The sequence below is a fragment of the Borborobacter xinjiangensis genome, from assembly GCF_047739745.1.
In the GTDB taxonomy this organism is placed as follows: Bacteria; Pseudomonadota; Alphaproteobacteria; order Rhizobiales; family Rhizobiaceae; genus Pseudaminobacter.
This window is the reverse complement of the sequence record NZ_JBLLVA010000001.1, coordinates 1-23,894: the sequence shown is the minus strand read 5'-3', so window position 1 is coordinate 23,894 and position 23,894 is coordinate 1. Positions and strand designations below refer to the sequence as shown.

The following is a 23,894-nucleotide window of genomic DNA, read 5'->3' as shown; positions in this document are numbered from 1 at the left end:
CCGGAGCGGAATGTACGTTCAGGTATATGAGCACCGGAGCGCAGAAAAGCGCCGTTTGCAGGCCGCCATGGACTGAATGCCAACGCACCCTAGTGTAGTGGATTTGAAGTTCCTGTCATTTGCATGGCATCCGCGTTCAGGAACTTCAAATCCTTAAACCATAAAACCATACTAGATTTAACAGGTGCTAGTGTGGCTTTGAATCCGAAATTCGCTCCCAGCCTCGCTCCGAAGTGATACGAATTTCGGATTCGCCACACTAACCGATCGCCTCCGGCGCATACTGCTTCAGGAACTCCGCGCTTGGCGGGATCGGCTTGATCACGTCGATCAGCACGCCGTTCGGATCGGCGAAGATGAAATGCCGCTGGCCGAAGGCCTCGTCACGCAGGCTATGCAGGATCGGCAGCCCGGCAGCCACGATGCGCTCATGAACGGCATCCGGATCCTCCACCTCGAAATTGATCAGCAGCCCTTGCGAGGCCTTGCCGCGTGCCGGCTCCGGTATCGTCTCGTGATCGGCCCGCACTACGCCGAGATTGACGCCTTCGTCTTCCGATGACTGCAAATGCACGTACCAGTCGCTCGAAAACAGCGGCTTGAAACGGAGATGCCGCACATAGAAATCGGCGGTGCCGGCGACGTCATTGGTCATGAGGACGGGATAGTAGCTCGTGGTTTTCATGGCTTTTCACACCTCCCTGTTTAACATACAGTCTGCATGTTTTATCTATTAACATACAGGCTGTATGTATGCAACAGAAAGCTCCGCACCGCTCGAATCGCGAGCGCACCGAAACCACACGCGCCGCATTGTTTGCGGCGGCACGCAAGCTGTTCACCGAAAAGTCCTATGCCGAAACGGCAACACCGGAGATCGTCGCTGCGGCGGGGCTTACGCGCGGCGCGCTCTATCATCATTTTTCCGACAAGCAGGCCTTGTTTCGCGCGGTCGTGGAGCAGGAAGCAGCGTCTGTCGCCGAAGAAATAGAGCGCGCGACACCTGCCTCCTTATCGGCAAGGGATGCGCTGATAAAAGGCGGCGAGGCTTTCCTCGCAGCGATGGCCGTGCCGGGCCGTACAAGGCTTCTGCTGCTTGACGGGCCGGCCGTTCTCGGCCGCGCCGTCATGGATGCGATAGACGCCGAACATGGCGCCCGTACCTTGCGCGTTGGCCTGGCCATTGCCATGCGCGAGGAAGCGGTGAAAAAACTGCCGCTCGACGCGCTCACCGCCCTGCTCTCGGCCGCCTTCGATCGTGCGGCCCTGGCAATCGAAGCCGGTGCGGCACCGCAGGACTACGCCGCCGTGCTCGCCGCCATCATCGAAGGGCTTTGCATCGATGCACCTAGCTGAAAATCCGCTCGCCTTGCTCGTCGACCAGTTGCTTGCCCTTGCGCAATGACACCTCGATTGCGTCATCCAGCGCGGCGAAGCGGTCGGCGCGAATGAAGCGATGCTCCTTCACCACGCCGTCGATTTCCTTGGAAACGACGCCGCAAGTCTGGAATTGGCCGCCTTCCTTGAACGGCGTCGCCCGGACCCTGAAGCCGTTATGCTCGATTTCCTTGCCGGCGGGCTCATCGGCCTTTTCCGGCGCTCCGCCACCACCGAAAAGACGTTTCAGAAACGACATGCAAACCTCGCCTTTGACCTGCGGGAAACTAGCGCGTTCGATCCGGGAGGTCGAGTGCCGTTCAGGCAGGCGCCCTCCCCGGCATCATGCGCCGCTTTGCTTATGATACCGGCGCCGAAGCAATTCGGCACGCCATCTCGCCCGCAACAGAGCCCGAAGGTCACCCGAGCGAAGAGATAATCTCGCGATAGGCAGCTTCCGGAAAGGCCTTCAGGGTGCACGAGCGCACATTGCCCGCCATGCCGATCTGCAGCGCGAATCGCGCCGCCACCGCGTCGTCGGGTGCTTCGCACACCGCCACCATGTCGTATTCGCCCATGGTGAGATAGAATTCCTTGAAGGCGCCGCCCATTTCGGCGATCTGCTTTCTCGCCGCATCGAGCCGCTTGGGTGACTCACGTACGCTCTTCACGCCTTGATCGGTCCAGTTCAGAAGCATGATGTATGTGGTCATGGCACATCTCCCTCCGGTGCCGTGACGCGGGGCAGGACCACGGTCCCGGCGCCGGGAATATCGCCCCCCAAGCTGCTAAGTATGGACCCGTCGCGGCATAAGCGCCACAAATATCCGGCGCACATACGCCGTCCGTTTTGGCGGCCCCGCCGTCGTGGGCAAGCGGGCAGCATCGTCGGTCAGACGTGGCACAGCATCGCCGTCATGCCGGCCAGGGAGCGCAGGCGACCACGAGCCGGGACCCATTCCGTGGCTGTGAAAGTTGCGGGAATGGGTCCGGACACATTGCTCGTCCGGGATGATGCCTGCCGGACTTAGCTGTCGAGAAAGCTTCTGAGCTTGCGCGAGCGGCTCGGATGCTTGAGCTTGCGCAGCGCCTTGGCCTCGATCTGGCGGATGCGTTCGCGCGTCACCGAGAACTGCTGGCCCACTTCCTCCAGCGTGTGGTCGGTGTTCATGCCGATGCCGAAGCGCATTCTGAGCACGCGCTCCTCGCGCGGCGTCAGCGAGGCCAGCACCCGCGTCGTGGTCTCGCGCAGATTGGCCTGGATCGCCGCATCGATCGGCAGGATCGCCATCTTGTCCTCGATGAAGTCGCCGAGATGGCTGTCCTCCTCGTCGCCCACCGGCGTTTCGAGGCTGATCGGCTCCTTGGCGATCTTCAGCACCTTGCGCACTTTTTCGAGCGGCATGGCGAGCTTCTCGGCCAGTTCCTCCGGCGTCGGCTCGCGGCCGATCTCGTGCAGCATCTGGCGCGAGGTGCGCACGATCTTGTTGATCGTCTCGATCATATGCACCGGAATGCGGATGGTGCGCGCCTGGTCGGCGATCGAGCGGGTGATTGCCTGCCGAATCCACCAGGTCGCATAGGTCGAGAACTTGTAGCCGCGACGATACTCGAATTTGTCCACCGCCTTCATCAGGCCGATATTGCCTTCCTGAATGAGATCAAGGAATTGCAGGCCGCGGTTCGTGTATTTCTTGGCAATGGAGATCACGAGGCGCAAATTGGCTTCGACCATTTCCTTCTTGGCGATTGCCGCCTCGCGCTCGCCCTTCTGCACCTGGTTCACGATCTTGCGGAACTCGGAGATCGAGATTGCCGTCTCGGTGGCGAGATTCTGGATTTCGGCCCGGATGTCGCGAATGGCGTCATTCTCGCGCGAGCTGAATTCCTTCCAGCCGCGCCCCGACAGATTGGCGATGTTGCGGGTCCAGTTCGGGTCGAGTTCGGAGCCGTGATATTCCTTCAGGAACTCCTCGCGGCGCACGCCATAGCTTTCGGCAAGCCTCAACAGCTTGCCCTCGTTCTGCACCAGCCGCTTGTTGATGTCGTAAAGCTGCTCGACCAGCGCCTCGATGCGGGCGTTGTTGAGCGACAGCGACTTCACCGCCGTGATCAGCTGGTCCTTCAGCTCCTTCAGGCGGCGGTCCTGGCTCGGCGAAAGGGTGCCGGCGGCCGCAAGGCGGTTTTCCACCTGCTGGTCCTGCAGCTTGCGCAGCTTCTTGTAGGTGTCGGCGATCAGGTCGAGCGTTTCCATCACCTGCGGGCGAAGCTCGGCTTCCATCGCCGCCAGCGACAGGTTGGTCTCGTCCTCGTCCTCCTCGTCCTCCTCGGTACGGCTTTCGCCGCCGACATTGGTGACGTCGTCATCGTCACGCGAGGAAGGCCGACGCGCGCTGTGCTCCGGCGTCTTCGGCCGCTCGAGTTCTTCCTGCCGTTCCACCGAAGGCACCTGCTTGGCCTCGGGGCCGGCATAGGTGGCCTCAAGGTCGATGATCTCGCGCAGCAGGATCCTCGTTTCGTTGAGCTCGTCGCGCCAGATGATGATGGCCTGGAAGGTCAGCGGGCTTTCGCACAGGCCCGCAATCATCGTCTCGCGTCCGGCCTCGATGCGCTTGGCGATGGCGATCTCGCCCTCGCGCGACAACAGCTCGACCGTGCCCATCTCGCGCAGATACATGCGCACCGGGTCGTCGGTACGGTCGGTCGGCTCCTTCTTGGTGGTCGTCGCGGCCACGGCCGTGCCGGTCTGCTCGGCCAGTTCGTTGGCCTCTTCCTCGGCGTCGGCCCCGTTCTCGCGCTCGCCGTCGTCGCCGACCTCGTCATCCTCGACGACGTTGATGCCCATATCGGAAAGCATCGCCATGGTGTCTTCGATCTGCTCGGAAGTCACCTCTTCCGAAGGCAGCACCGAATTCAGTTCGTCCATGGTCACATAGCCGCGTTTCTTCGCGGCCTTGATCATCTTCTTGACAGCATCGTCGGAAAGGTCGAGCAAAGGCCCATCGGTGGCGCCTTCACGTTCGTTCTCGACCTCTTCCTTTTCCTTTGTCGCCATGGTTTGCCTTTCCAAGCGGCCGGATGTTGCGAGCCTTCAAGCCATCCGTAACCGGTAAATCAATCACACGCCGGGGTGCGGCTCACCCCCGGTAGCAGCGCGTCTATTAAGCCCCGATTAACCCTGATAATCTGGAGCGCAATTCTCGCGCGTCCAGATCAGTCTTCCGTGCCATCATGTTTGGGTGCGGACCATTCCCGCAGGTTAACGTTCGAATCGTTCTGATTCCGCCATTCCGGCGGAAGGTCAAGCCGCTGTCGCATGATTCGCGTCAAAAAAGCGAATCAATTGCACGAATTCCGCCTTCCAACCGCCAAACCCGTGTTGTCCACAAGTGCTGTCCGATCCAACGAAGGTTTTCCTCGGGAAATGTCGGCGCCAAGCTGGTTCCGCCCTTATGTAGAACTTGCGCGGCGCAGAACAAGGACCGCGACACGGCTGCTCAATGCGAATCGCCGCAGATCGCGGAGCGGACATCCAGTCCGTGAGCACCGGAAGCGGAGAAAAAGCCGCGTCGAATGACCGGCAGAGCAGAGAATGGCCCTCTCAGGCGCGGCCCGACATCACCCCGAACCCTTCGACCAAGGCCTCCTGCCGGTCGAGCGCGGCCATCTCCTCGCTGTTCAGCCGCAGCGCATCGAGCAGATGGCTCGCCAATTCATCGCTGCCTTCCTCGACCGCGTCGCCGAGCGCCTGCTGGAGGGCGGCGCGCTGATCGGTGAGTTCGCGCGAGCGGCTGTAAAGCGCCAGCGCCTGGTTGAAGGCCTCGCGCACGTCTTCGAGCGCCGCCCCCTCGGTCGCCACCCAGTGGTAGCAATCCTTGAGCTGCTTGGTCAGCGAGGCGATCGCCTCGACCATATCATTGTCCCGTACCATGGCGATCAGGTCGTCGCGCGTCTCGATCGGGTTGTTGGCGAACAGGTCGACCAGCTTGGCATGGAAATTCGATATGTACCTGTTATCGAAGTTCAAATTGACCACGACGTCGCTGTGCTCATGGAATATCTGCGGATAGTTGACGAGCGACATCAGCAGCGCCGCTTCCCTGAGCAGCGGCCGCGACGGCATCATCTTGATCAAGGCCGAACGCGCCAGGCTTTCCGTCATCGCGGTTCGGCCCGAGGCCCCGCCGCCGCGTCCTGAAAATCCCTTGCGCTGGTCGCGGTCCTTGCCATGACCGGGTCGCGCGCGCTGCGCCCCGAAGAAGGCCTGAACCCGCTCGCGCATATCCTGCGCATAGTGATAGCGCACGCTCTCGTCCTTGATGCGCCCGGTCAGTTCCCGCAGCGCCTTTTCCAGGCTGGCGCGCCGCTCGGGCGTATCGAAGACGCCGTTTGTCGTCTCGCGCATCCACAACAGGTCGGCGAGCGGCCTTGCCTCCGACAGCACTGCCTTGAACGCCTCCGGCCCGGCCGCCCTCACCAGATCGTCCGGGTCCTTGCCCTCCGGCAGCAGGGCAAACCGCGCGGTGCGGCCGGCCTGCACCAGCGGCAGCACCATGTCGGCAGCGCGCCAGGCGGCGCGCAGGCCCGCCTGGTCGCCGTCGAAACACAGCACCGGCTCGCCGCTCATCCGCCATAGCAGCTCGAGCTGGTTTTCGGTCAGCGCCGTGCCGAGCGGCGCCACGACATTGTCGAAGCCGGCCTGCGCCAGCGCGATCACGTCCATATAGCCCTCGACGGCAATCACCGTGCCGTCCCTGCCCATGCCCTTGCGGGCGCGCGCGAAATTGTAGAGCACATCGCCCTTGTGGAAGAGTTCGGTATCGGGCGAGTTCAGATATTTGGCCGGCACGTCCGACGACAGCGCCCGTCCGCCAAAGGCGATCACCCTGCCCTGCCGGTCCTCGATCGGAAACATCACCCGGTCGCGGAACCGGTCATAGGAAACCGGGATGTCGGGTCCGGCATGGATCAGCCCGCAGGCGTCCATCTGCGCGGTGTCGACACCCTTGCCGGCCAGAAACTCCTTGAGGGCATTGCGGCTTTCCGGCGCATAGCCGATCCGGAACTTCTGCTGCGTGGCCGGCGTCAACCCGCGCTCGCGCAGATAGGCGCGCGCCTTTGCCCCGTCGGCCGCCTGCAGCCGCTCCTGGAAGAACTTCGTCGCCAGTTCCATGATGTCGTGCAGCGAGGCGCGCTCGCGCTCGCGCCGTTCCTCCTGCGCGTCGCGCACCGGCATCGCCACGCCCGCCATGTCGGCGATGCGCTCGACCGCCTCCGGAAAGCTCATCCCGTCGAGTTCGGTCAGGAACTTGAAGTGATCGCCGGAGACGCCGCAACCGAAGCAATGGTAGCGGCCCTTCTTGTCCTCGCAGTGGAAGCTCGGCGACTTCTCGCCATGGAACGGACAGCAGGCCCAGTAGTCGCCGCGCGGCGCGTTGGTCTTCCTGCGGTCCCAGGAGACACGCGTGCCGATCACGGCCGAAATCGGCACGCGGTCGCGTATCTCGTCGAGGAAGGAAGGTGGGAAGCGCATGGAACCGGCTCACTTTCAGTCCCATATAACCTTGGTGATCGCGCGATACGACTCCTTGCAACGACAATGCCCGATTTTCACAGCCAAACGCCTGCCAGCCGTTGCCGCCCCGGCAGGGAAAATTTGGACGAATAATATTATCCGGCTAATCTAATGGCCAACTGACAATGCCCCTGATTCGCAAAAGGAATGCGCCGGCGGGCGACCGCGCCAAGGACGCAAGATCATGACCGGATCGATCGTTCTCCTGCATTTGGCCGGCGCCGTGGCGCTGATGCTCTACGCTACCCGCATGGTACGCACCGGCGTCGAGCGCGCCTATGGTGATGCGCTGCGCCATCGGCTGCGCGCCACCATGCGCAATCCGGTCATGGCCGTCATTGCCGGCACGGCACTTGCCATCGCCTTCCAAAGCTCCACCGCCGTCACGCTTCTGGTCGGCTCATTCGCCGGATCCGGCATTGTCGGCGGCATGGCCGCCCAGCTTGCGGTCCGCGGCGCCGAAATCGGCTCGGCGCTGGTGGTGAAGATCCTTTCCTTCAATCTCACGCTCCTGGTGCCGATCTGTCTTGCCGCCGGCACGACGATATTCCTGGCCACCGAGCGGCGCGGCTGGCGTCAGTTCGGCCGCATCCTGGTCGGCATCGGACTTCTCGTCCTGTCACTCGAAATGATCGGCAAGGCGTCCGAGCCGCTGCGCGACAGTGCGCTGCTGCCGGTCATCGTCGAGTATTTTTCAGGGGATCCGGTCACCGCCTATCTGCTGGCGGCGCTGATGACCTGGCTGTTCCATTCCTCGATTGCCGCCGTGCTGCTTCTGGTGGCGCTGTCGGCGCGCGGCCTCATCCCACCCGAACTCGGTATCGTCATGGTGCTCGGCGTTAATCTCGGCAGTTCGGTCATCGCCCCACTGCTCACCCGCGCCTCCCCTCCCGGCGTGCGCGTCGTGCCGATCGGCAATCTTTTGATGCGCGGCGCCGGCTCGCTGGTGATCCTTACTTTGTTCCTGTCCTTCGAACCGCCGGTGGCGTTCCTTGGCAGCACCGTGCCGGACCAGATCATCAACGCGCATATATTGTTCAACGTCATCATCCTTTTGGCGGGCGTTCCGCTGGCGGTGCTGGTCTATCGCGCCTCGGAGCGCATCGTCGCCTGGGGCACGCCGCCTGAACCGCCGGAAGCGCTGGCAAGCGTCGAACTCAGCGCGCTGGACGAGGCAGCCCTCGACACCCCCAGCCTGGCGCTCGCCAACGCCACCCGCGAGGTCGTGCGGGTCTGCGAGACCGTCGAGGTCATGCTGACGCGCATCATCGAGCTCTACGAGGATGCCGATCCGGACAGGATCAAGGCGCTCGCCGCCCTCGACGACCGAGTCGACCGCAAACATGCGGCGATCAAGCTCTATCTTGCCAAGGCCACGATTCGGCAGATGACCGAGGACGAGGCGCTGCGCTGCCAGGAACTCATCGGCGCCTGCGTCAAGCTCGAACAGGTGGGCGACATCATCGTGCGCAACATGCTCATCCATGTGCAGAAGAAGCTCGACAACGATCTGCAGTTCACCGAGGAAGGCTGGCGCGAACTTCTCGCCTTCCACGCCTCAGTGCTCGCCAATGCCCGGCTCGCCTTCAACGTGCTGATTTCGCGCGATCCGCGCACGGCGCGCCAGCTCGTCCAGGAAAAGGATCGGCTGCGCGATTTCGAGAAAGAGGCCAGCCACAGTCATTTCCTGCGGCTGCGCGAGGGCACGGCCAAGAGCGTCGAGACCAGTTCCATCCATCTCGACACGATCCGCGACCTGAAGCAGATCAATTCGCTGCTGGCTTCGATGGTCTATCCGGTGCTTGAGGAACAGGGTCTCTTGAGCGATTCACGCCTCAAGGCCATCCCATCATGAACTCTATTTCAGGTCGCCGCGGCGTTTGCGCAAGCCATCATTCAGCGACCCCATTGCTGCGCTCAAAGGCGCGATTCAATTCGTCATGCCGCTTCTGGATTTCTTGCGGCCAGCGCGACTTGATGTAGGACAAGACAGCCAGGATGTCCTCGTCGCTCATCAACTCGCCGAAAGCGGGCATCCTCGTCTGATAGCCGTTCAGATTGGCCGCTTCCGCCACGCCAAGCTTGGTGATGTCGAACAATAGCTTGTCCGGGTGGTGCCAGGTGTGACCGCTTTCGTCGTGCGGCGGAGCGGGCAGGAAACCTTCCGCGTCGCGCGTTTGCCAGTCAGGCTGGCCTTCCAGGTCCGCGCCATGACATGAAGCGCATTGCTGTGCGTAGACGGCCTCGCCCCTGGCGACGAGGCTCGCGTCCTCCGGCTGGAGCAATCCTGCGCTGTTCCCGCTGTTGACGGCATAGCCGGTGAAAATGCCTGCTGCCGCAACAAGCCCCGCAACGACGACAATCCTGCTTTTGATCATTGTACGGCGCCGTCAGCCGAGCGTGGTTGGATAGCCGGCCGACTCAAGCGCCGCCGAAATCCTGGACGCTTCGGCATCCGTTACGATCTCAACCGTGTTTGTCGGCAGATCGACGGTGACGACCGCCTTGTCGTCCACGCTTTGGACGGCCTTGGTAATGGTGGCGGCACAATGGCCGCAGGTCATGTCCGGCACATTCAGTTTCAGCATTTTCGTCTCCTATAGTCGGTTGGCAGTGCTTCCAAACCGTAGATGGAGCTTCCACCAACGGGAGGGTCAAATGCGAAACCGATCACGGATTCGTTACCGAATTTGAAGACGATCATTCAAGCATCGAATTCGTAAAATTACCTGTTGACCTTCCCAACGCTGGAACCTTTACAACCCTCGGCAAGCCAGGGCATCGGACCGAAAAGCGGGCTCCTTTTCGGAATAATCCGATGCTCAATCAAAGAGTTAGCATTCTTTGTGCGTCCGGTTGGACGCACGGCGCTCCAGGTCCGCTCTATGCTGCGATCGATGGCCGGTTCGCCGCCATAATCGCGGTTTCCGACCCGATCAAGCCGACGACGCCGCAGGCAATCCGCGCGCTGCACGGCCTCGGGCTGAAGGTGGCGATGATCACCGGAGACAACCGCCGGACGGCGGAAGCGATCGCCGCCGAGCTCGGCATCGACGAGGTGGTTGCCGAGGTGCTGCCCGACGGCAAGGTCGAGGCGGTGAAGCGTCTGCGCGAGGGGGGAAGAGCGGTTGCCTTCGTCTTCGCCTACAATGCCAGCCTGATCCCGGTCGCCGCGGGAGTCCTCTATCCTTTCGGAGGTACCCTGCTTTCACCCATGCTGGCGGCCGGCGCCATGGCGCTCTCGAGCGTCTTCGTGCTCGGAAATGCCCTGCGGCTCAAGCGGTTCGCCGCTCCTGTCCGAACCAAGGGACAGTCCGAACTCTCGCTGAAACCCGTTCCCGTTGGTGAGTGAGCATCCGCCTGGCCGGCCGTCCCCGTCGGCCAGGCAGACTCTCAGCCTTCCCACACCCAGTCGGAAGGCAGCCAGCGGAAACCCTGGCCTTCCTTCACCACATGTCCGACACCGGGGAACGGATAGTGGTAGCCGGCGACCAGCAGCCGATCGTTGGCCGCCCGGTCGAGCAGCGCCCGGCGTGTCGTTGCACCCTTTTCACGGTCGTGGTCCCAGATGATCTGCCATTCCGGCTGATCGAACGAGATGTGGATGCTCGCAATGGCATCGCCGGTGATCAGCAACTGCTTCTCGCCGGAGCCCACCAGCAGCGAGATATGACCCGGCGTGTGACCCGCCGTATCGATGCTCGCCACGCCGGTCACGATCTCGCCGCCGCTCTTCACCGGCCGCATGCGGTCGCCAAGTGCGGCAAAGGTCTTCTGTATGCCCGGCACCAGTTCGCGCGCCCACTCCGGCACTTTCGAAGCAGCATCCGGGGCGTTCCATAGGCCCATTTCGGTTTCCGACACCACCAGTTCGGCATTGGGGAATTGCTTTGCCGGGTCGGCATCTATCCCGCCTATATGGTCGGGATGGCAATGGGTCAGCACCACCGTGTCGATCGTGTCGGCGGCGATGCCGGCACTTTCAAGCGCTTTGTCAAGCCGTCCCGCTTGAAGCGCCCAGTCCTTGCCGACCCCGATGCCGGTATCGACCAGAATCCGCTTCTGCCCGGTGTCGATCACCAGCGGGTTGATCTGAAGCGCGAACGTATCCGAAGCGATGTAGTGCGCGTCGAAATAGGCCTTCTTCTCGTCTGCCGCGACATTGGTGGCAATGCTTTCCGTCGGCAGCGAAAACACGCCGTCGCAAAGCAGGGTGATGCGGTAGTCGCCAAGCGCGAAACGATAGAAGCCGGGCGCCTCGCCCGCCGCCGCGGTGTCCTTCGGGGCCTTGGCGTCGGCTGGGCCGTTTCCGGCCGCCACGACCGCGCCCGCGGCCGTCGCCTTAAGCAAGCTGCGTCGATCAAGAACAAGCATGGGAACCCCCTTGCTGCCTGGACCGCCCTGAACCCCACCGATAAGGTTGAAACGCTTATTTTACCACGAAGCAGGAACCCTGGCGATCTTCATCGCAGCGATGCTCGCCGACTTGTCCAGCAGCGCGAAGGCAGTCCTTCAGATCCAGCGTGGCTGTTCGGCGCCGGAATCATCACTTTCCCGCTGCGGGCGAGTTCTTCCGGGACGCCTCTCGAAATTCATGTACCGTTGGTTGTACATAAGTCCATCATAGGGAGTGAACACAATGGCCGACACGACGCCCAGGAACTCGGCGAAAGCCGCCGCCAAGCAGGCCACTGCGAAGCCAACCCTCCTCTCAGGCGGCAATCCTCAGATCCCGAAGGGCGAGGGTGACGCCCCCGTGCAGGCCTATATCGCGGCCATGCCGGGTTGGAAAAGCGACCTGGGCCGCCGTCTCGACACGCTCATCGCGCGCACCGTTCCCGGTGTGCACAAGGCGGTCAAATGGAACTCGCCCTTCTATGGCGTCGAGGGCGAGGGCTGGTTCCTCAGCTTTCATTGCTTCACCAAATACGTAAAAGTAGCCTTCTTCCGCGGCACCTCGCTGCGTCCTGTGCCGCCCGGCGCGTCCAAGCAGAAGGAAGTGCGCTATCTCGACATCCGTGAGGACGATCAGCTCGACGAGGCTCGGTTCGCCGATTGGGTGAAGCAGGCCAGCCAGTTGCCCGGCGAGAAAATGTAAGGATCAGCAAGAGGCCATGGCGAAAAGCGGCGCAAATGAAGAAAGCGGAGGAGCCTCGCCTTCTCAACTGATTGATGAGAAAATCAAGGAATTGGGTGATTGGCGGGGCGAAACGCTCGCGAAGGTCCGAAGCCTCATCAAGCAGGCTGATCCCGAGGTGGTAGAGGAGTGGAAGTGGAGAGGGGTTCCGGTGTGGTCGCACGCCGGCATCATCTGCACTGGCGAGACCTACAAGAAGGTCGTGAAGATGACCTTCGTCAGGGGCGCCTCGCTGGAGGACCCTTCAAGCCTCTTCAACTCCAGCCTCGAAGGCAATACCAGGCGTGCCATCGATTTCCATGAAGGCGACAGGATCGACGAAGAGGCGTTGAAAGCGCTCATTCGCGCCGCCGTCTCACTGAACGTGTCGATGAAAGCCAACGCCGGACCCATCAGCCGTTCTCGCTCCTGATTTGCGCGCCTTCCGCGCGTTTCTGCCGCCTTGATTTGGGCCCAATCTTTGCCGATGAGGGTTGCGGGCGCTCAAATGCTCATTTTCGATAACTTGAGTGATTAGCTTCTCGCTCAGCGGCGGGAGGCATGGAGGATTATGGTGCGTTCTTCTCGACTCTGTGCGTCTTGTGCAGGCTCCCATGATGCCAGTTCGGTTATCTGCAGATGGTGCCGCCGCCCCCTGAAGGCCCGCGCCGCCATCCCCGAACACCTGTTCGGCGATCCCAGCGGCGAGCGGTGGCGGACATCCGCAGCCCGACCCGCCTGATCCATACCTGAATCGCGCCAGCGGCAAACCCTGCGGGCCGGCTGAATTCGGATCAAATTCTTCGGTCGTCGGACAGGACCGTACCCCCGGCACGACCGGGGCCGAAGCCCTCGAACTTGATCCCGAATTCCCGCCGGCAGAACGCTTCCGGATAGCCCTGGAAGGCTCCAGACCCGCCGTCTCGCATTCTACTGCAGCAGCGACTTGACGATGCCGCTTGCCTTGGAGAAATCCATCTGGCCGGCATATTTGTCTTTCAGAGCCGCCATGCAGCGGCCCATGTCGCGCAGGCCATCGGCGCCGACCTCGTCGATCACGCGCTTGCAGGCCTTCTGCACATCCTCGTCGCCAAGCTGTTTTGGCATGAAATCGCGGATGATCGCGATCTCCTCGCGCTCCTGCTCGGCAAGCTCCAGGCGGTGACCTTCTTCGAACGCCTTGGCCGATTCCTCGCGCTGCTTCACCATCTTGGCCAGGATAAGCATGATCTCCTCATCGCTCACCGGGTCCTTGCCGGCGCCGCGATTGGCGATATCGCGATCCTGTATGGCCGCATTGATCAGTCGCAGCGTACCGATGCGGCGCTTGTCTTGCGCCTTGAGGGCGGTCTTCAGAGCCTGGGCGATGACGTCGCGCATGGCGATAACTCCTTTGTGCGGGTGCGGACCATAGCCATGATGCCGACCGACGCAAACTGCTTCTCGGGATTATACCCTGCCGAATGAAAGCTGCCTTCGTCTGGACCTTTATCGGCCCTGGCCCCGGCCAACGCCTGATACAAACGCGGCGCCTGCACTCAAGTTCCTGTTTTTTCTAGGAAAAAGAATCAGACACCACAGCAGCAGCAATTGTTGACCGCGTCGGCACCTTCGCCTATTGTCCGCGCCTTGGCAGGACTTGTTTGGGATTTGCACGGGAGGTACGCGAGCGTCGCGGCAACCCGTGCCTTTCGGTGCGTGATATGGCCCTTCGCGGCCCATACTGCAAGAGCGCCGCGCTTGGCCATTCCGGCTCCCCGCCCCGGCGGCGCCATAATGACGCCGCAGTCGTCGAAGCGACGAATGACGCGAACACATGACGGCAGCGCCTGCCGTCGGCACGAATGGAGTAATTGACATGGCCGCGACAACCGCCCCCTGGGCCACCGAAGCGCCGACCGCCGTCCTGGTACTGGCCGACGGCACGGTCATTGAAGGGCGCGGCCTCGGCGCAACCGGCAGCGCGGTTGCCGAAGTCTGCTTCAACACCGCGCTCACCGGCTATCAGGAAATCCTCACCGATCCCTCCTACGCCGCGCAGATCGTCACTTTCACCTTCCCGCATATCGGCAATATCGGCGCCAATGACGAGGATGTCGAAGACCTCAACCCGGCCGCCCGCAACGGTGCCGTCGGCGCGATCTTCAAGGCCGACGTCACCAACCCGTCGAATTACCGCGCCGCCGGCGACCTTGACCAGTGGCTGAAGCGGCGCGGCATCGTCGCCATGTCGGGCATCGACACCCGCGCGCTCACCGCGCTGATCCGCGAGAAGGGTCTCGCCAATGCCGTCATCGCGCATTCGCCCGATGGCAAGTTCGACATCGACGATCTGAAGCGCCGCGCCGGCGCCTGGTCGGGCCTGGTCGGCCTCGACCTTGCCAAGGAGGTCACGTCGGGCCAGTCGTCCACCTGGCGCGAGACGCCCTGGGTATGGAACGAGGGCTATGGCGAGCAGAGCGAACCGACCATGCATGTCGTGGCCGTGGATTACGGCGTGAAGCGCAACATTCTGCGCCTGCTGGCCGGCCTCGGCGCCGAGGTCACAGTGGTGCCCGCAACGGCGGCGGCCGAAGACATTCTGGCGATGAAGCCGGACGGTATTTTCCTCTCCAACGGCCCCGGCGATCCGGCCGCGACCGGCGAATATGCCGTTCCCGTCATCCGCGACCTGCTCAAATCCGACCTGCCGATCTTCGGCATCTGCCTCGGACACCAGATGCTGGCGCTGGCCCTCGGCGGCAAGACGGAGAAGATGCACCAGGGCCATCACGGCGCCAACCATCCGGTCAAGGACCACACCACCGGCAAGGTCGAGATCGTCTCGATGAACCACGGCTTCGCCGTCGACTCCAAGTCGCTGCCGGAAGGCGTTGAGGAGACTCACGTTTCGCTGTTCGACGGCTCCAATTGCGGCATCGCGCTCAAGGGCCGGCCGGTGTTTTCGGTCCAGCATCATCCTGAGGCCTCGCCCGGTCCGCAGGATTCACACTATCTGTTCCGCCGTTTCACCAACCTCATCCGCGAACGCAAGGGCGAACCGGCTCTGGCGGAAGGCTGAACGCTTACGCCGCGGCCGTCCCGGCGCGCGCCACGGCGCCGGGCTTCTCCACCTTGAGCACGAACACCGCCAGCGACAGAAACAGGAAGACGCCGCCAAGCACATAGGGCGCGCCGGCAAAATCCACCGGCGCCTTCGGTCCCGTGAACCAGGCGAAGATCCCGGTGTAGATCAGCGGCGTCAGGATGCTTGTCATCGAAAACAGGCTGGTCATGGCGCCCTGCAATTCGCCCTGCGCGGAAGGCGGCACCTTGGCGGCGGCAAGGCTCCTCAGCGGCGGGTCGGCAAGCGCCTCCAGGCATGTCGCCACCATCACCGCATAGATCATCCACCCCTGCCAGGCGGCGGCATAGCCGAAGGCGGCAATGGTCGTGAAGGCGAGGCCGATGACGGCGGTGCGCCATTCGCCCAGCATCGGAATGACGCGCGGCAGCACCAGCGCCATCACCAGCGCGCCACCCAGCCCGAACACGCCGAGCGAAAGGCCGATCTGCTGTTCGCTCCATCCATAACGATAGCTGCCGACGAACGCCCATACCGCCGGATACATCATGTGGCCGAGCGTCATGAGAAAGAACACCAGCCCGATCCAGCCGATGCCCTGGTAATTACGCATCTGCTTCAGCGCGCCGAGCGGGCTCGCGCGACGCCATTCGAACACCCGCCGGTGCTTGCGCTCCAACGTTTCGGGCAGCAGGAAATAGCCGACGCCGAAGTTGAGGAAGGCCAGCACGGCGGCGGCATAAAACGGCACCCGCGGCCCGAACTCGCCGAGCAGGCCTCCCAACACCGGGCCGACGACGAAACCGACGCCGAAGGCGATGCCGAGCAGGCCGAAATTCTTTGCGCGGTTCTCGTCATCGCTGACATCGGCGATGAAGGCGGCAGCCGTCGAATAGCTGGCCCCGCTGATGCCGGCCAGCACCCGGCCCACGAACAGCACCCAATACGACCACGCCAGTGCGCAGATAAGATTGTCAATGGCGAAGGTCAGCACGGAGGCCAGCAGAATGGGCCGGCGCCCGAATCGGTCGCTGAGATTGCCGATCAGCGGGGCGAACAGGAACTGCATCGCCGCATAGACGAAGAACAGCCAGCCGCCCTCGATCGCCGCCTCGCTGACGCCGACGCCGGTCAGTTCCTGCAGATAGGCAGGCAGCACCGGCATGATGATGCCAATGCCCGTGATGTCGAGCAGCAATATCGTGAAAACGAGCGCAAGGCCCCGTCTGGCGGTTTTATCGTCGACCATTTCGATCTCTCGGCGGTTGAGCCCCCGGGGCAAAGGGCAATGCAGCTTTTAGCGCAAGCCGGCTCAGAGAACAATACAGGAACACATCAAAAGATCGATCTCAACCTTCGGATTCCAGATAGCTTGACCACGCCAGCCGGGAGCGTGACTTCCGCCGAACGAAGGATTCCGGCAATCCGCACTGCTGCGCTGCAGGTCAGAGTCGGACAACTCTGACGGAACGCAGTCACTATCTGAACCACCTGTTTGGTCATTGCTTGGAAGAAGCAGGCAAATATATTGCTCCCTCTTGATCTGTACTATTACTTTTCGGATCGTCCGCTAATGGCGATTCGATATCCACTTGCTCCGAAGACTCTTGTCCTCTGCGATTACGCAATGGGAGGCTTTCGAATTCCTGAAATGGTCAAGCGGCGCCCGGCCATTGTAGTATCCCCGCGCCTTCCGCACCGCGATGGCCTCTGTAGTGTCGTGCCGATCTCCCTGACACCACCAACGCACGACGTACCCTACGTTTGTGAAGCTTGATTTCACTGAACCGCTTCCAGCACCCTTTGATTCGCCGGTGGCTTGGGCCAAATGCGATCTCGTGGCAGCGGTTTCGTTCGAGCGCTTAGATTTATTTCGAACGGGACGCGATCAACAAGGCAAGCGCAAGTATTTGACACTTAAACTGTCCGACGGGGATTTCGACCGCGTGAAGCATGGCATTCTCTGCGGCCTCGGCTTCCGGTAATTTGACATTTTCCCATTAGACCCCATATTGGGGAAGATCGCTCGCAACGAAAGTTGTTGAGCCTCAAGACCTCGAGAGAGGCAGACCCCACCATGGCGACACCAAGCCCGGTGGGGTTTCTTGTATCTGCTCGCAGATATACACCATTGCTGCGCAGACGGATGATCTAATGGGATCGCGAGTGGCGTGGCGTGTGGAACCTGCGCGAAAGTCTCAAATCCGGTTGTTGAACGTATCGCAGTCCTCGAGCTTGCCGCTCTGGAAACCACGATTGAACCAGGTCATGCGCTGTTGCGAGGTGCCGTGGTTGAAGCTTTCGGGCACGACATAGCCCTGCGTCTTGCGCTGCAGCGTGTCGTCGCCGATCTGCTGTGCTGCGTTCAGCGCCTCTTCCAGGTCGCCTTGCTCGAGCAGTCCTTTCTGGTCGGTGAAGTGCCCCCAGATTCCGGCAAAGCAGTCGGCCTGCAGTTCGACGCGCATCGACATCTCGTTGGCTTCCGCCTGGTCCATCGATTGACGCATCTGGTTGAACTTCGGCAGGATGCCGGTCAGGTTCTGCACATGGTGGCCGACTTCGTGCGCCAGCACATAGGCCTGGGCGAAATCGCCTGCCGCGCCGAACTGGCGGTCGAGCTGGTCGTAGAACGACAGGTCGATATAGACCTTATGGTCGCCCGGGCAATAGAACGGGCCGCTGGCCGAGGAGGCGAAGCCGCAGGCCGATCTGGTCTGGTCTGCAAACAGCACCATCGTCGGCTCTTCATATTGCAGGCCTTCCGCTTGGAAAATCCCGTTCCAGACATCTTCGGTCTCGGCCAGCACCGTGGAGACGAACTGGGTCATTTCGTCGTTGGACCTGGGGCCGCTCTGCGACGACTCCTGGGTGATACGCCCACCGCCTGGCACGCCGTCGCCACCGGCAAGGATTTCCAACGGATCGATGCCGCAGGCCCTCAGCGCAAAGAACAGCACGACAAGCAGGATGATTCCGGAGATACCGCCCCCGCCGGCGCGGCGCACGCCGCCGCCCATCGGAATGCGAAAGCCGCCCCCACGTCCCAAGCCCCCGCCGCCGAAGCCGCCCCCCTGGCCGCGCTGGTCCTGAACATTGGTGCTCTGCCGACGGCCTCTCCAGCGCATGCGCTACCTCTTCCTGTCGATTTCCCGTCGCCCTCCGTTCGGTTTGGCCACCGGTCAGGCACGGACACATCAAACAGACAATTACCCTAACGGTTGCATCAAGTCACAGGAATTTTGGCAAGGCGCACCCCGCGAGCGGCAACCGAGCCTTGCGCAATATCCGTTTCCATCAACCAACAAAGAGAGTAATTTCAAAGGTGGAGGAATTTGCGAACCGGCGCCACGCGAGGTCGCTCATGACCACCGAAGAGGAAGTTGCACGGCACTACAGCCACGGCGCACTCGAACGTGCAATTCTCGATGCGTTGCAGGCCTCCGGAAAAAGCGTCGACCGGCTCGATCCGTCCGATCTGTCAGGCGTTGACGAGTTCCATCTGGGATGGCTGGCAGCGACCATAGACCTGGCCAACGACATGGCGCTTTCTCCCGGTATGCGTGTGCTGGATGTCGGCTCCGGCATTGGTGGCCCCGCCCGCTACTTTGCCGAGCATCATGGCTGCACCGTCGTCGGCGTCGATCTGACGGATGAGTTCGTCAACGTCGCCACCGCGCTGACGCAGCGCTGCGGCCTTGCCGACCTTGTCTCCTTCCGTCGGGCGAGCGGCCTTTCGCTGCCTTTCGAAGATGAAACCTTCGAACGCGCCAGCTTGATTCATGTCGGAATGAATATCGCCGACAAGGGCGGCGTGTTCCGCGAGGTTTTCCGTGCCCTCAAGAAGAAAGGCGTGTTCGCCGTCTACGACATCATGAATGTCACCGGCGACGACCTGCCCTATCCGATGCCCTGGGCGGATTCGCTCGACACCAGCTTCGTCGAGGCGCCGCAGACCTATCGCGACCTGCTGAAGCAAGCCGGCTTCGTGCTGCGATCGGAGAAGAACCGGCGTGAAATGTCGCTGACGCTCGGGCGCGAGATGCGCGAGGAAGTCGCCAGGCACGGTCCGCCGCCGCTGGGGCCGCACACGGTGATGGGAGAGACCGCGCCGGTGCGCTTGGGCAATGTCATGCTGGCGCTTGCCGCCGGCACCATCGCACCCATCCAGATGCTCTGCCAGAAAATGTGAAGCGCGCGCTTGCCCACCCGCCGCTCCAGCTTCGTTGGGATGGGTCCCGGATACGTCGCTCGCTGCGCTTCGCAACATTCTGGATGACGCGAGACTTAACGCCGTCATCCCGGCCAAGGGAGTGCAACGACCGCGAGTCGGGACCCATCCCGTTGACGAGGAAGGATACGGGTCGCTCTGATGCGGCGCCGGCGCGCCCGCAGGCAGAATCTCACGCCTCAATTCTGCTTGGTCGCAGCACTCTTGCCGTCGGAACTGCGCGCGCGTTCCTCGAAGCGCTTCTCGCCCTTCTTCAGTTCGCTGCCGGTCTTCGCCTCGGTCTTGCGTTCCTCGCTGGCCGCAGCCTGCCTCAGGCCCTCGGCCGCCTGCTTGCCTTTTTTCGTTGGTGCTTCCTTCGCGCCCATGCCTTTTCCTCCTGAAATGCCGCCGTTTCAGTGGCGCGGCACACTTTCAACGCGCCGCCGGGTGCTCCGTTCCGCATCGGTGGAGTTCGCGAATTTTCGGGGTTACAACCGCGACTTCATTTGCCTATAAGGCACCCTTAGCCTGACAAGACAATTTGCTGTGCCGCCGGCCGGGCATTCCCGTGCCGGACTTTTTGTGCAGCCCGAACACGAACGGACCCGCCCATGCCAAAACGTACCGATATCAAATCGATCCTGATTATCGGCGCCGGTCCCATCGTCATCGGCCAGGCTTGCGAATTCGACTATTCCGGCACCCAGGCCTGCAAGGCGCTGAAGGAGGAAGGCTACCGCGTCATCCTGGTCAATTCCAACCCGGCCACCATCATGACCGACCCGGAACTGGCCGATGCCACCTATATCGAGCCGATCACCCCGGAGGTCGTCGCCAAGATCATCGCCCGCGAGCGACCGGACGCGCTGCTGCCGACCATGGGCGGCCAGACCGCGCTCAACACCGCGCTTTCGCTGCGCCGCATGGGCGTGCTCGACCGCTATCAAGTAGAGATGATCGGCGCCGACGCCGCGGCAATAGACAAGGCCGAGGACCGCGCGCTGTTTCGCGAGGCGATGGCCAAGATCGGCCTCGAAACGCCGAAGTCGATGCTCGCCAACGCCACCGACGTCAAGGACGCCGACCGCAAGACCCATGAGGCGCGTCGCGCCGAGCTGAAGGCCACCCATTCCGGCAACGACCTCGACGCCGCGCTCGACAAGGCCGAAACCGAGTGGAACCTCGGCGAAGGCGACCGCAAGCAGCGCTATATCAACCACGCCATGGGCGTCGCCGCCACCGCGCTCGACCATGTCGGCCTGCCGGCCATCATCCGCCCCTCCTTCACGCTTGGCGGCACCGGCGGCGGCATCGCCTACAACCGCACCGAATTCTTCGACATCGTCCAGTCCGGCCTCGACGCCTCGCCCACCACTGAGGTCCTCATCGAGGAATCGGTGCTCGGCTGGAAGGAATATGAGATGGAGGTCGTGCGCGACCGCGCCGACAACTGCATCATCATCTGCTCGATCGAGAATGTCGATCCGATGGGCGTGCATACCGGCGATTCCATCACCGTGGCCCCGGCGCTGACGCTCACCGACAAGGAATATCAGGTGATGCGCAACGCCTCGATCGCGGTGCTGCGCGAGATCGGCGTCGAGACCGGCGGCTCCAACGTCCAGTTCGCCGTCAACCCGGCCGACGGCCGCCTCGTCGTCATCGAGATGAACCCGCGCGTCTCGCGCTCCTCCGCGCTTGCCTCCAAGGCGACCGGCTTCCCCATCGCCAAGGTCGCCGCCAAGCTTGCGGTCGGCTACACGCTGGACGAGCTTGAGAACGACATCACCGGCGGCGCGACGCCCGCCTCCTTCGAACCCTCCATCGACTACGTCGTCACCAAGATCCCGCGCTTCGCCTTCGAGAAATTCCCCGGCGCCGAGCCCATCCTCACCACCGCCATGAAATCGGTCGGCGAGGTCATGGCCATCGGCCGCACCTTCCAGGAATCGCTGCAGAAGGCGCTGCGCGGTCTGGAAACCGGCCTCACCGGCCTTGACGAGATCGAGATTCCCGGCGTGGGCAATGGCGACAATGGCGATGAGCGCAACGCCATACGCGCCGCCCTCGGCACGCCGACGCCCGACCGGCTGCGCATGGTGGCGCAGGCCATCCGCATGGGCACCTCGCTCGAGGACGTCCACGCCATGTGCCGGATAGACCCGTGGTTCCTTGAACAGATCGCCGGCATCCTCTCCATGGAAGCCCGCATCCGCGAGCACGGCCTGCCCGAGGACGCGGCCAATCTGCGCATGCTTAAGGGCATGGGCTTTTCCGACGCCCGCCTTGCCTCGCTGACCGGCACCGACGCCGATGCGGTGCAGAAGCTGCGCCACAAGCTCGACGTCCATCCCGTCTACAAGCGCATCGACACTTGTGCGGCCGAATTCGCCTCGCCCACCGCCTATATGTATTCCACCTATGAGGTGCCCTTTGCCGGCGAGACCCGCTCCGAAGCCCAGGTCTCTTCCGCCAAGAAGGTCGTCATCCTCGGCGGCGGCCCCAACCGCATCGGCCAGGGCATCGAGTTCGACTATTGCTGCTGCCACGCCTGCTTTGCGCTGAACGAGGCCGGCTATGAATCGATCATGATCAACTGCAACCCGGAGACGGTCTCCACCGACTACGACACCTCCGACCGGCTCTATTTCGAGCCGCTGACCGCCGAGGACGTGCTGGAGATCCTGCGCGCCGAGCAGCAGGCAGGCACGCTTCACGGCGTCATCGTCCAGTTCGGCGGCCAGACGCCGCTCAAGCTTGCCGATGCGCTGGAGAAGGCCGGCATCCCGATCCTCGGCACCTCGCCGGACATGATCGACCTTGCCGAAGACCGCGACCGCTTCCAGAAGCTCCTGCACAAGCTCGGCCTGCGCCAGCCCAAGAACGGCATCGCCTATTCGGTCGAGCAGGCGCGCCTGGTGGCTGGCGAGCTCGGCTTTCCGCTGGTGGTGCGCCCTTCCTACGTGCTTGGCGGCCGCGCCATGCAGATCATCCATTCCGAAAACATGCTGCAGACCTACCTGCTCGACACCGTCCCCGGCCTTGTGCCCGAGGACATCAAGCAGAAATACCCCAACGACAAGACCGGCCAGATCAACACGCTGCTCGGCAAGAACCCGCTGCTGTTCGACACCTATCTCACCGACGCCTTCGAGGTCGATGTCGACTGCCTGTGCGACGGCAAGGAAACCTTCGTCTCCGGCATCATGGAGCACATCGAGGAGGCCGGCATCCATTCGGGCGACTCGGCCTGCTCGCTGCCGGTCCATTCGCTGAGCCCGGAAATCGTCGAGGAGCTGGAACGCCAGACGGCGGCACTTGCCAAGGCGCTCAATGTCGGTGGGCTGATGAACGTGCAGTTCGCCATCCAGGACGACACCATCTACGTGCTGGAGGTCAATCCCCGCGCCTCGCGCACCGTGCCGTTCGTCGCCAAGACCATCGGCAAGCCGATCGCCAAGATCGCCGCGCGCATCATGGCCGGCGAAGCGCTGGACGACGCCTTCGCCGTCTATGGCGACAAGCCGAATGTGCGCAATCCCGGTCACATCGCCGTCAAGGAGGCCGTCTTCCCCTTCGCCCGCTTCCCCGGCGTCGACACGCTGCTCGGGCCGGAAATGCGCTCCACCGGCGAGGTCATGGGCCTCGACCATGATTTCGCGCTGGCCTTCGCCAAGTCGCAGCTCGGCGCCGGCGTCGACCTGCCGCGTTCGGGCACGCTGTTCGTGTCGGTGCGCGACGAAGACAAGCCGGGCATCCTGCCGGCGGTGAAACGCCTTGCCGGGCTCGGCTTCAAGGTGCTCGCCACCGGCGGCACCCAGCGCTTCCTCAAGGAAAACGGCGTCGAGGCGGAAAAGATCAACAAGGTGCTGGAAGGCCGCCCGCATATCGAAGACGCCATCCGCAACCGCCAAATCCAGATCGTCTTCAACACCACCGACGGCCAGAAGGCGGTCTCGGATTCCAAATCGATCCGCCGCGCCACGCTGATGCAGAAGGTGCCCTACTACACCACCCTCTCAGGCGCCGCCGCCGTCGCCGAAGCCATCGCCGCCCTGAAGGCCGGGTCCCTAGAGGTGCGCCCACTGCAGGAGTATTTCCAGTAAGGCGAGCCTTTGCGGCAGTCTCCCCTCTCCCCGCCTGCGGGGAGAGGATGCCGGCAGGCAGGTGAGGGGCAGCGCTATCCCCGCGCATCGCCTCGTCCCTAATCCGTCACTTCGTGACACCTTCTCCCCTGAACGGGGAGAAGGGAACGTGCCGCGCAACCAAGATGCAGAAGGTTCCCTATTGCACTACCCCCTGAGGGCGGCGCCGCCGAAGCCATCGTCAAGCTGAAGGCCGACAGCCTCGAAGTGCCCCCGCTGCAGGAATACTTCTGAGGCTCCCACATTACCTCCCGCTGTGGGAGGTCGGCCAGCTCCGCTGGCCGGATGGGAGTATTCCAACATACCGCTAATTGACCAGAATACGCGACCCCCAAGCGCGTCTCTCAAGACGTTATGACCGTGGTCTGAGCGGCGGCCCGTCCTTAGTCTTTGCAGCTGTAAGCAAACGG

At 62.7% G+C, this 23,894-nt stretch carries 19 protein-coding genes and 1 pseudogene; 8 read left to right on the top strand and 12 right to left on the bottom strand.

Annotation, left to right across the window (positions count from 1 at the left end; all coding sequences use genetic code 11):
* Nucleotides 1–259: 259 nt before the first annotated feature.
* Entirely contained in the window at nucleotides 260–685 is a 426-nt protein-coding gene (locus ACLKMW_RS00100; RefSeq protein WP_415722339.1) for a VOC family protein, read from the bottom strand.
* Nucleotides 686–753: 68 nt separating this feature from the next.
* Here ACLKMW_RS00100 and ACLKMW_RS00095 point away from each other — a divergent pair, with 68 nt between their 5' ends.
* Nucleotides 754–1,356 (top strand): TetR/AcrR family transcriptional regulator, encoded by a 603-nt coding sequence (locus ACLKMW_RS00095; RefSeq protein WP_415722338.1) that lies wholly within the window; start codon nucleotides 754–756, stop codon nucleotides 1,354–1,356.
* Here ACLKMW_RS00095 and ACLKMW_RS00090 read toward each other — a convergent pair.
* The 4 genes from ACLKMW_RS00090 to dnaG all read right to left on the bottom strand — a co-directional run bounded on the left by ACLKMW_RS00090 (nucleotide 1,349) and on the right by dnaG (nucleotide 6,910).
* Nucleotides 1,349–1,636, bottom strand: coding sequence for an HlyU family transcriptional regulator (locus ACLKMW_RS00090; RefSeq protein WP_415722337.1), 288 nt, complete (start codon nucleotides 1,634–1,636; stop codon nucleotides 1,349–1,351). The genes ACLKMW_RS00095 and ACLKMW_RS00090 overlap by 8 nt on opposite strands.
* A 160-nt stretch (nucleotides 1,637–1,796) precedes the next feature.
* The gene (locus ACLKMW_RS00085; RefSeq protein WP_415722336.1) at nucleotides 1,797–2,090 is read right to left on the bottom strand and encodes a GYD domain-containing protein; all 294 of its coding nucleotides are present in this window, start codon (nucleotides 2,088–2,090) and stop codon (nucleotides 1,797–1,799) included.
* Nucleotides 2,091–2,404: 314 nt separating this feature from the next.
* Entirely contained in the window at nucleotides 2,405–4,432 is a 2,028-nt protein-coding gene (gene rpoD / locus ACLKMW_RS00080) for an RNA polymerase sigma factor RpoD (protein WP_415722335.1), read from the bottom strand.
* Between the two features lie 546 nt (nucleotides 4,433–4,978).
* A complete protein-coding gene (gene dnaG, locus ACLKMW_RS00075; RefSeq protein WP_415722334.1) occupies nucleotides 4,979–6,910 on the bottom strand; it encodes a DNA primase in 1,932 nt (643 codons plus the stop codon).
* Between the two features lie 226 nt (nucleotides 6,911–7,136).
* Here dnaG and ACLKMW_RS00070 point away from each other — a divergent pair, with 226 nt between their 5' ends.
* Nucleotides 7,137–8,807 (top strand): Na/Pi cotransporter family protein, encoded by a 1,671-nt coding sequence (locus ACLKMW_RS00070; RefSeq protein ID WP_415722333.1) that lies wholly within the window; start codon nucleotides 7,137–7,139, stop codon nucleotides 8,805–8,807.
* 37 nt (nucleotides 8,808–8,844) lie between these two features.
* Here the strand turns inward: ACLKMW_RS00070 and ACLKMW_RS00065 are convergent, their stop codons facing one another.
* Both ACLKMW_RS00065 and ACLKMW_RS00060 read right to left on the bottom strand, forming a co-directional pair.
* On the bottom strand, nucleotides 8,845–9,330 hold the full coding sequence (locus tag ACLKMW_RS00065) for a c-type cytochrome (RefSeq protein ID WP_415722332.1): 486 nt from the start codon (nucleotides 9,328–9,330) through the stop codon (nucleotides 8,845–8,847).
* A 12-nt stretch (nucleotides 9,331–9,342) separates the two neighbouring features.
* Nucleotides 9,343–9,540 (bottom strand): heavy-metal-associated domain-containing protein, encoded by a 198-nt coding sequence (locus tag ACLKMW_RS00060; RefSeq protein ID WP_415722331.1) that lies wholly within the window; start codon nucleotides 9,538–9,540, stop codon nucleotides 9,343–9,345.
* 290 nt (nucleotides 9,541–9,830) lie between these two features.
* Here ACLKMW_RS00060 and ACLKMW_RS00055 point away from each other — a divergent pair.
* Nucleotides 9,831–10,304 (top strand): annotated as a pseudogene (locus ACLKMW_RS00055) (HAD-IC family P-type ATPase); the annotation flags it as partial.
* A gap of 41 nt (nucleotides 10,305–10,345) precedes the next feature.
* Here the strand turns inward: ACLKMW_RS00055 and ACLKMW_RS00050 are convergent.
* Nucleotides 10,346–11,326 (bottom strand): MBL fold metallo-hydrolase, encoded by a 981-nt coding sequence (locus tag ACLKMW_RS00050; protein ID WP_415722330.1) that lies wholly within the window; start codon nucleotides 11,324–11,326, stop codon nucleotides 10,346–10,348.
* Nucleotides 11,327–11,591: 265 nt separating this feature from the next.
* Here ACLKMW_RS00050 and ACLKMW_RS00045 point away from each other — a divergent pair, with 265 nt between their 5' ends.
* Nucleotides 11,592–12,050, top strand: a complete 459-nt coding sequence (locus tag ACLKMW_RS00045; protein WP_415722329.1) for a DUF1801 domain-containing protein — start codon at nucleotides 11,592–11,594, stop codon at nucleotides 12,048–12,050.
* 16 nt (nucleotides 12,051–12,066) lie between these two features.
* Nucleotides 12,067–12,501, top strand: a complete 435-nt coding sequence (locus ACLKMW_RS00040) for a DUF1801 domain-containing protein (protein WP_415722328.1) — start codon at nucleotides 12,067–12,069, stop codon at nucleotides 12,499–12,501.
* A gap of 497 nt (nucleotides 12,502–12,998) precedes the next feature.
* Here ACLKMW_RS00040 and ACLKMW_RS00035 read toward each other — a convergent pair whose 3' ends face one another.
* The gene (locus ACLKMW_RS00035; protein ID WP_415722327.1) at nucleotides 12,999–13,448 is read right to left on the bottom strand and encodes a GatB/YqeY domain-containing protein; all 450 of its coding nucleotides are present in this window, start codon (nucleotides 13,446–13,448) and stop codon (nucleotides 12,999–13,001) included.
* A 478-nt stretch (nucleotides 13,449–13,926) separates the two neighbouring features.
* Between ACLKMW_RS00035 and carA the strand changes: the two genes are divergently transcribed.
* Nucleotides 13,927–15,129, top strand: coding sequence for a glutamine-hydrolyzing carbamoyl-phosphate synthase small subunit (gene carA, locus ACLKMW_RS00030; protein WP_415722326.1), 1,203 nt, complete (start codon nucleotides 13,927–13,929; stop codon nucleotides 15,127–15,129).
* A 4-nt stretch (nucleotides 15,130–15,133) separates the two neighbouring features.
* Here the strand turns inward: carA and ACLKMW_RS00025 are convergent, their stop codons facing one another.
* Nucleotides 15,134–16,381 carry a TCR/Tet family MFS transporter gene (locus tag ACLKMW_RS00025; protein ID WP_415722325.1) on the bottom strand — a complete coding sequence of 416 codons (1,248 nt, stop codon included), beginning with the start codon at nucleotides 16,379–16,381 and terminating at the stop codon, nucleotides 15,134–15,136.
* A gap of 949 nt (nucleotides 16,382–17,330) precedes the next feature.
* A complete protein-coding gene (gene ypfJ / locus ACLKMW_RS00020) occupies nucleotides 17,331–18,257 on the bottom strand; it encodes a KPN_02809 family neutral zinc metallopeptidase (RefSeq protein WP_415722324.1) in 927 nt (308 codons plus the stop codon).
* A gap of 236 nt (nucleotides 18,258–18,493) precedes the next feature.
* Between ypfJ and ACLKMW_RS00015 the strand changes: the two genes are divergently transcribed.
* Nucleotides 18,494–19,321 carry a class I SAM-dependent methyltransferase gene (locus ACLKMW_RS00015; protein WP_415722323.1) on the top strand — a complete coding sequence of 276 codons (828 nt, stop codon included), beginning with the start codon at nucleotides 18,494–18,496 and terminating at the stop codon, nucleotides 19,319–19,321.
* 218 nt (nucleotides 19,322–19,539) lie between these two features.
* Here the strand turns inward: ACLKMW_RS00015 and ACLKMW_RS00010 are convergent, their stop codons facing one another.
* Nucleotides 19,540–19,725, bottom strand: a complete 186-nt coding sequence (locus tag ACLKMW_RS00010; RefSeq protein ID WP_415722322.1) for a hypothetical protein — start codon at nucleotides 19,723–19,725, stop codon at nucleotides 19,540–19,542.
* A 225-nt stretch (nucleotides 19,726–19,950) separates the two neighbouring features.
* Between ACLKMW_RS00010 and carB the strand changes: the two genes are divergently transcribed.
* Nucleotides 19,951–23,445 (top strand): carbamoyl-phosphate synthase large subunit, encoded by a 3,495-nt coding sequence (gene carB / locus ACLKMW_RS00005; RefSeq protein WP_415722321.1) that lies wholly within the window; start codon nucleotides 19,951–19,953, stop codon nucleotides 23,443–23,445.
* Nucleotides 23,446–23,894 lie beyond the last annotated feature (449 nt).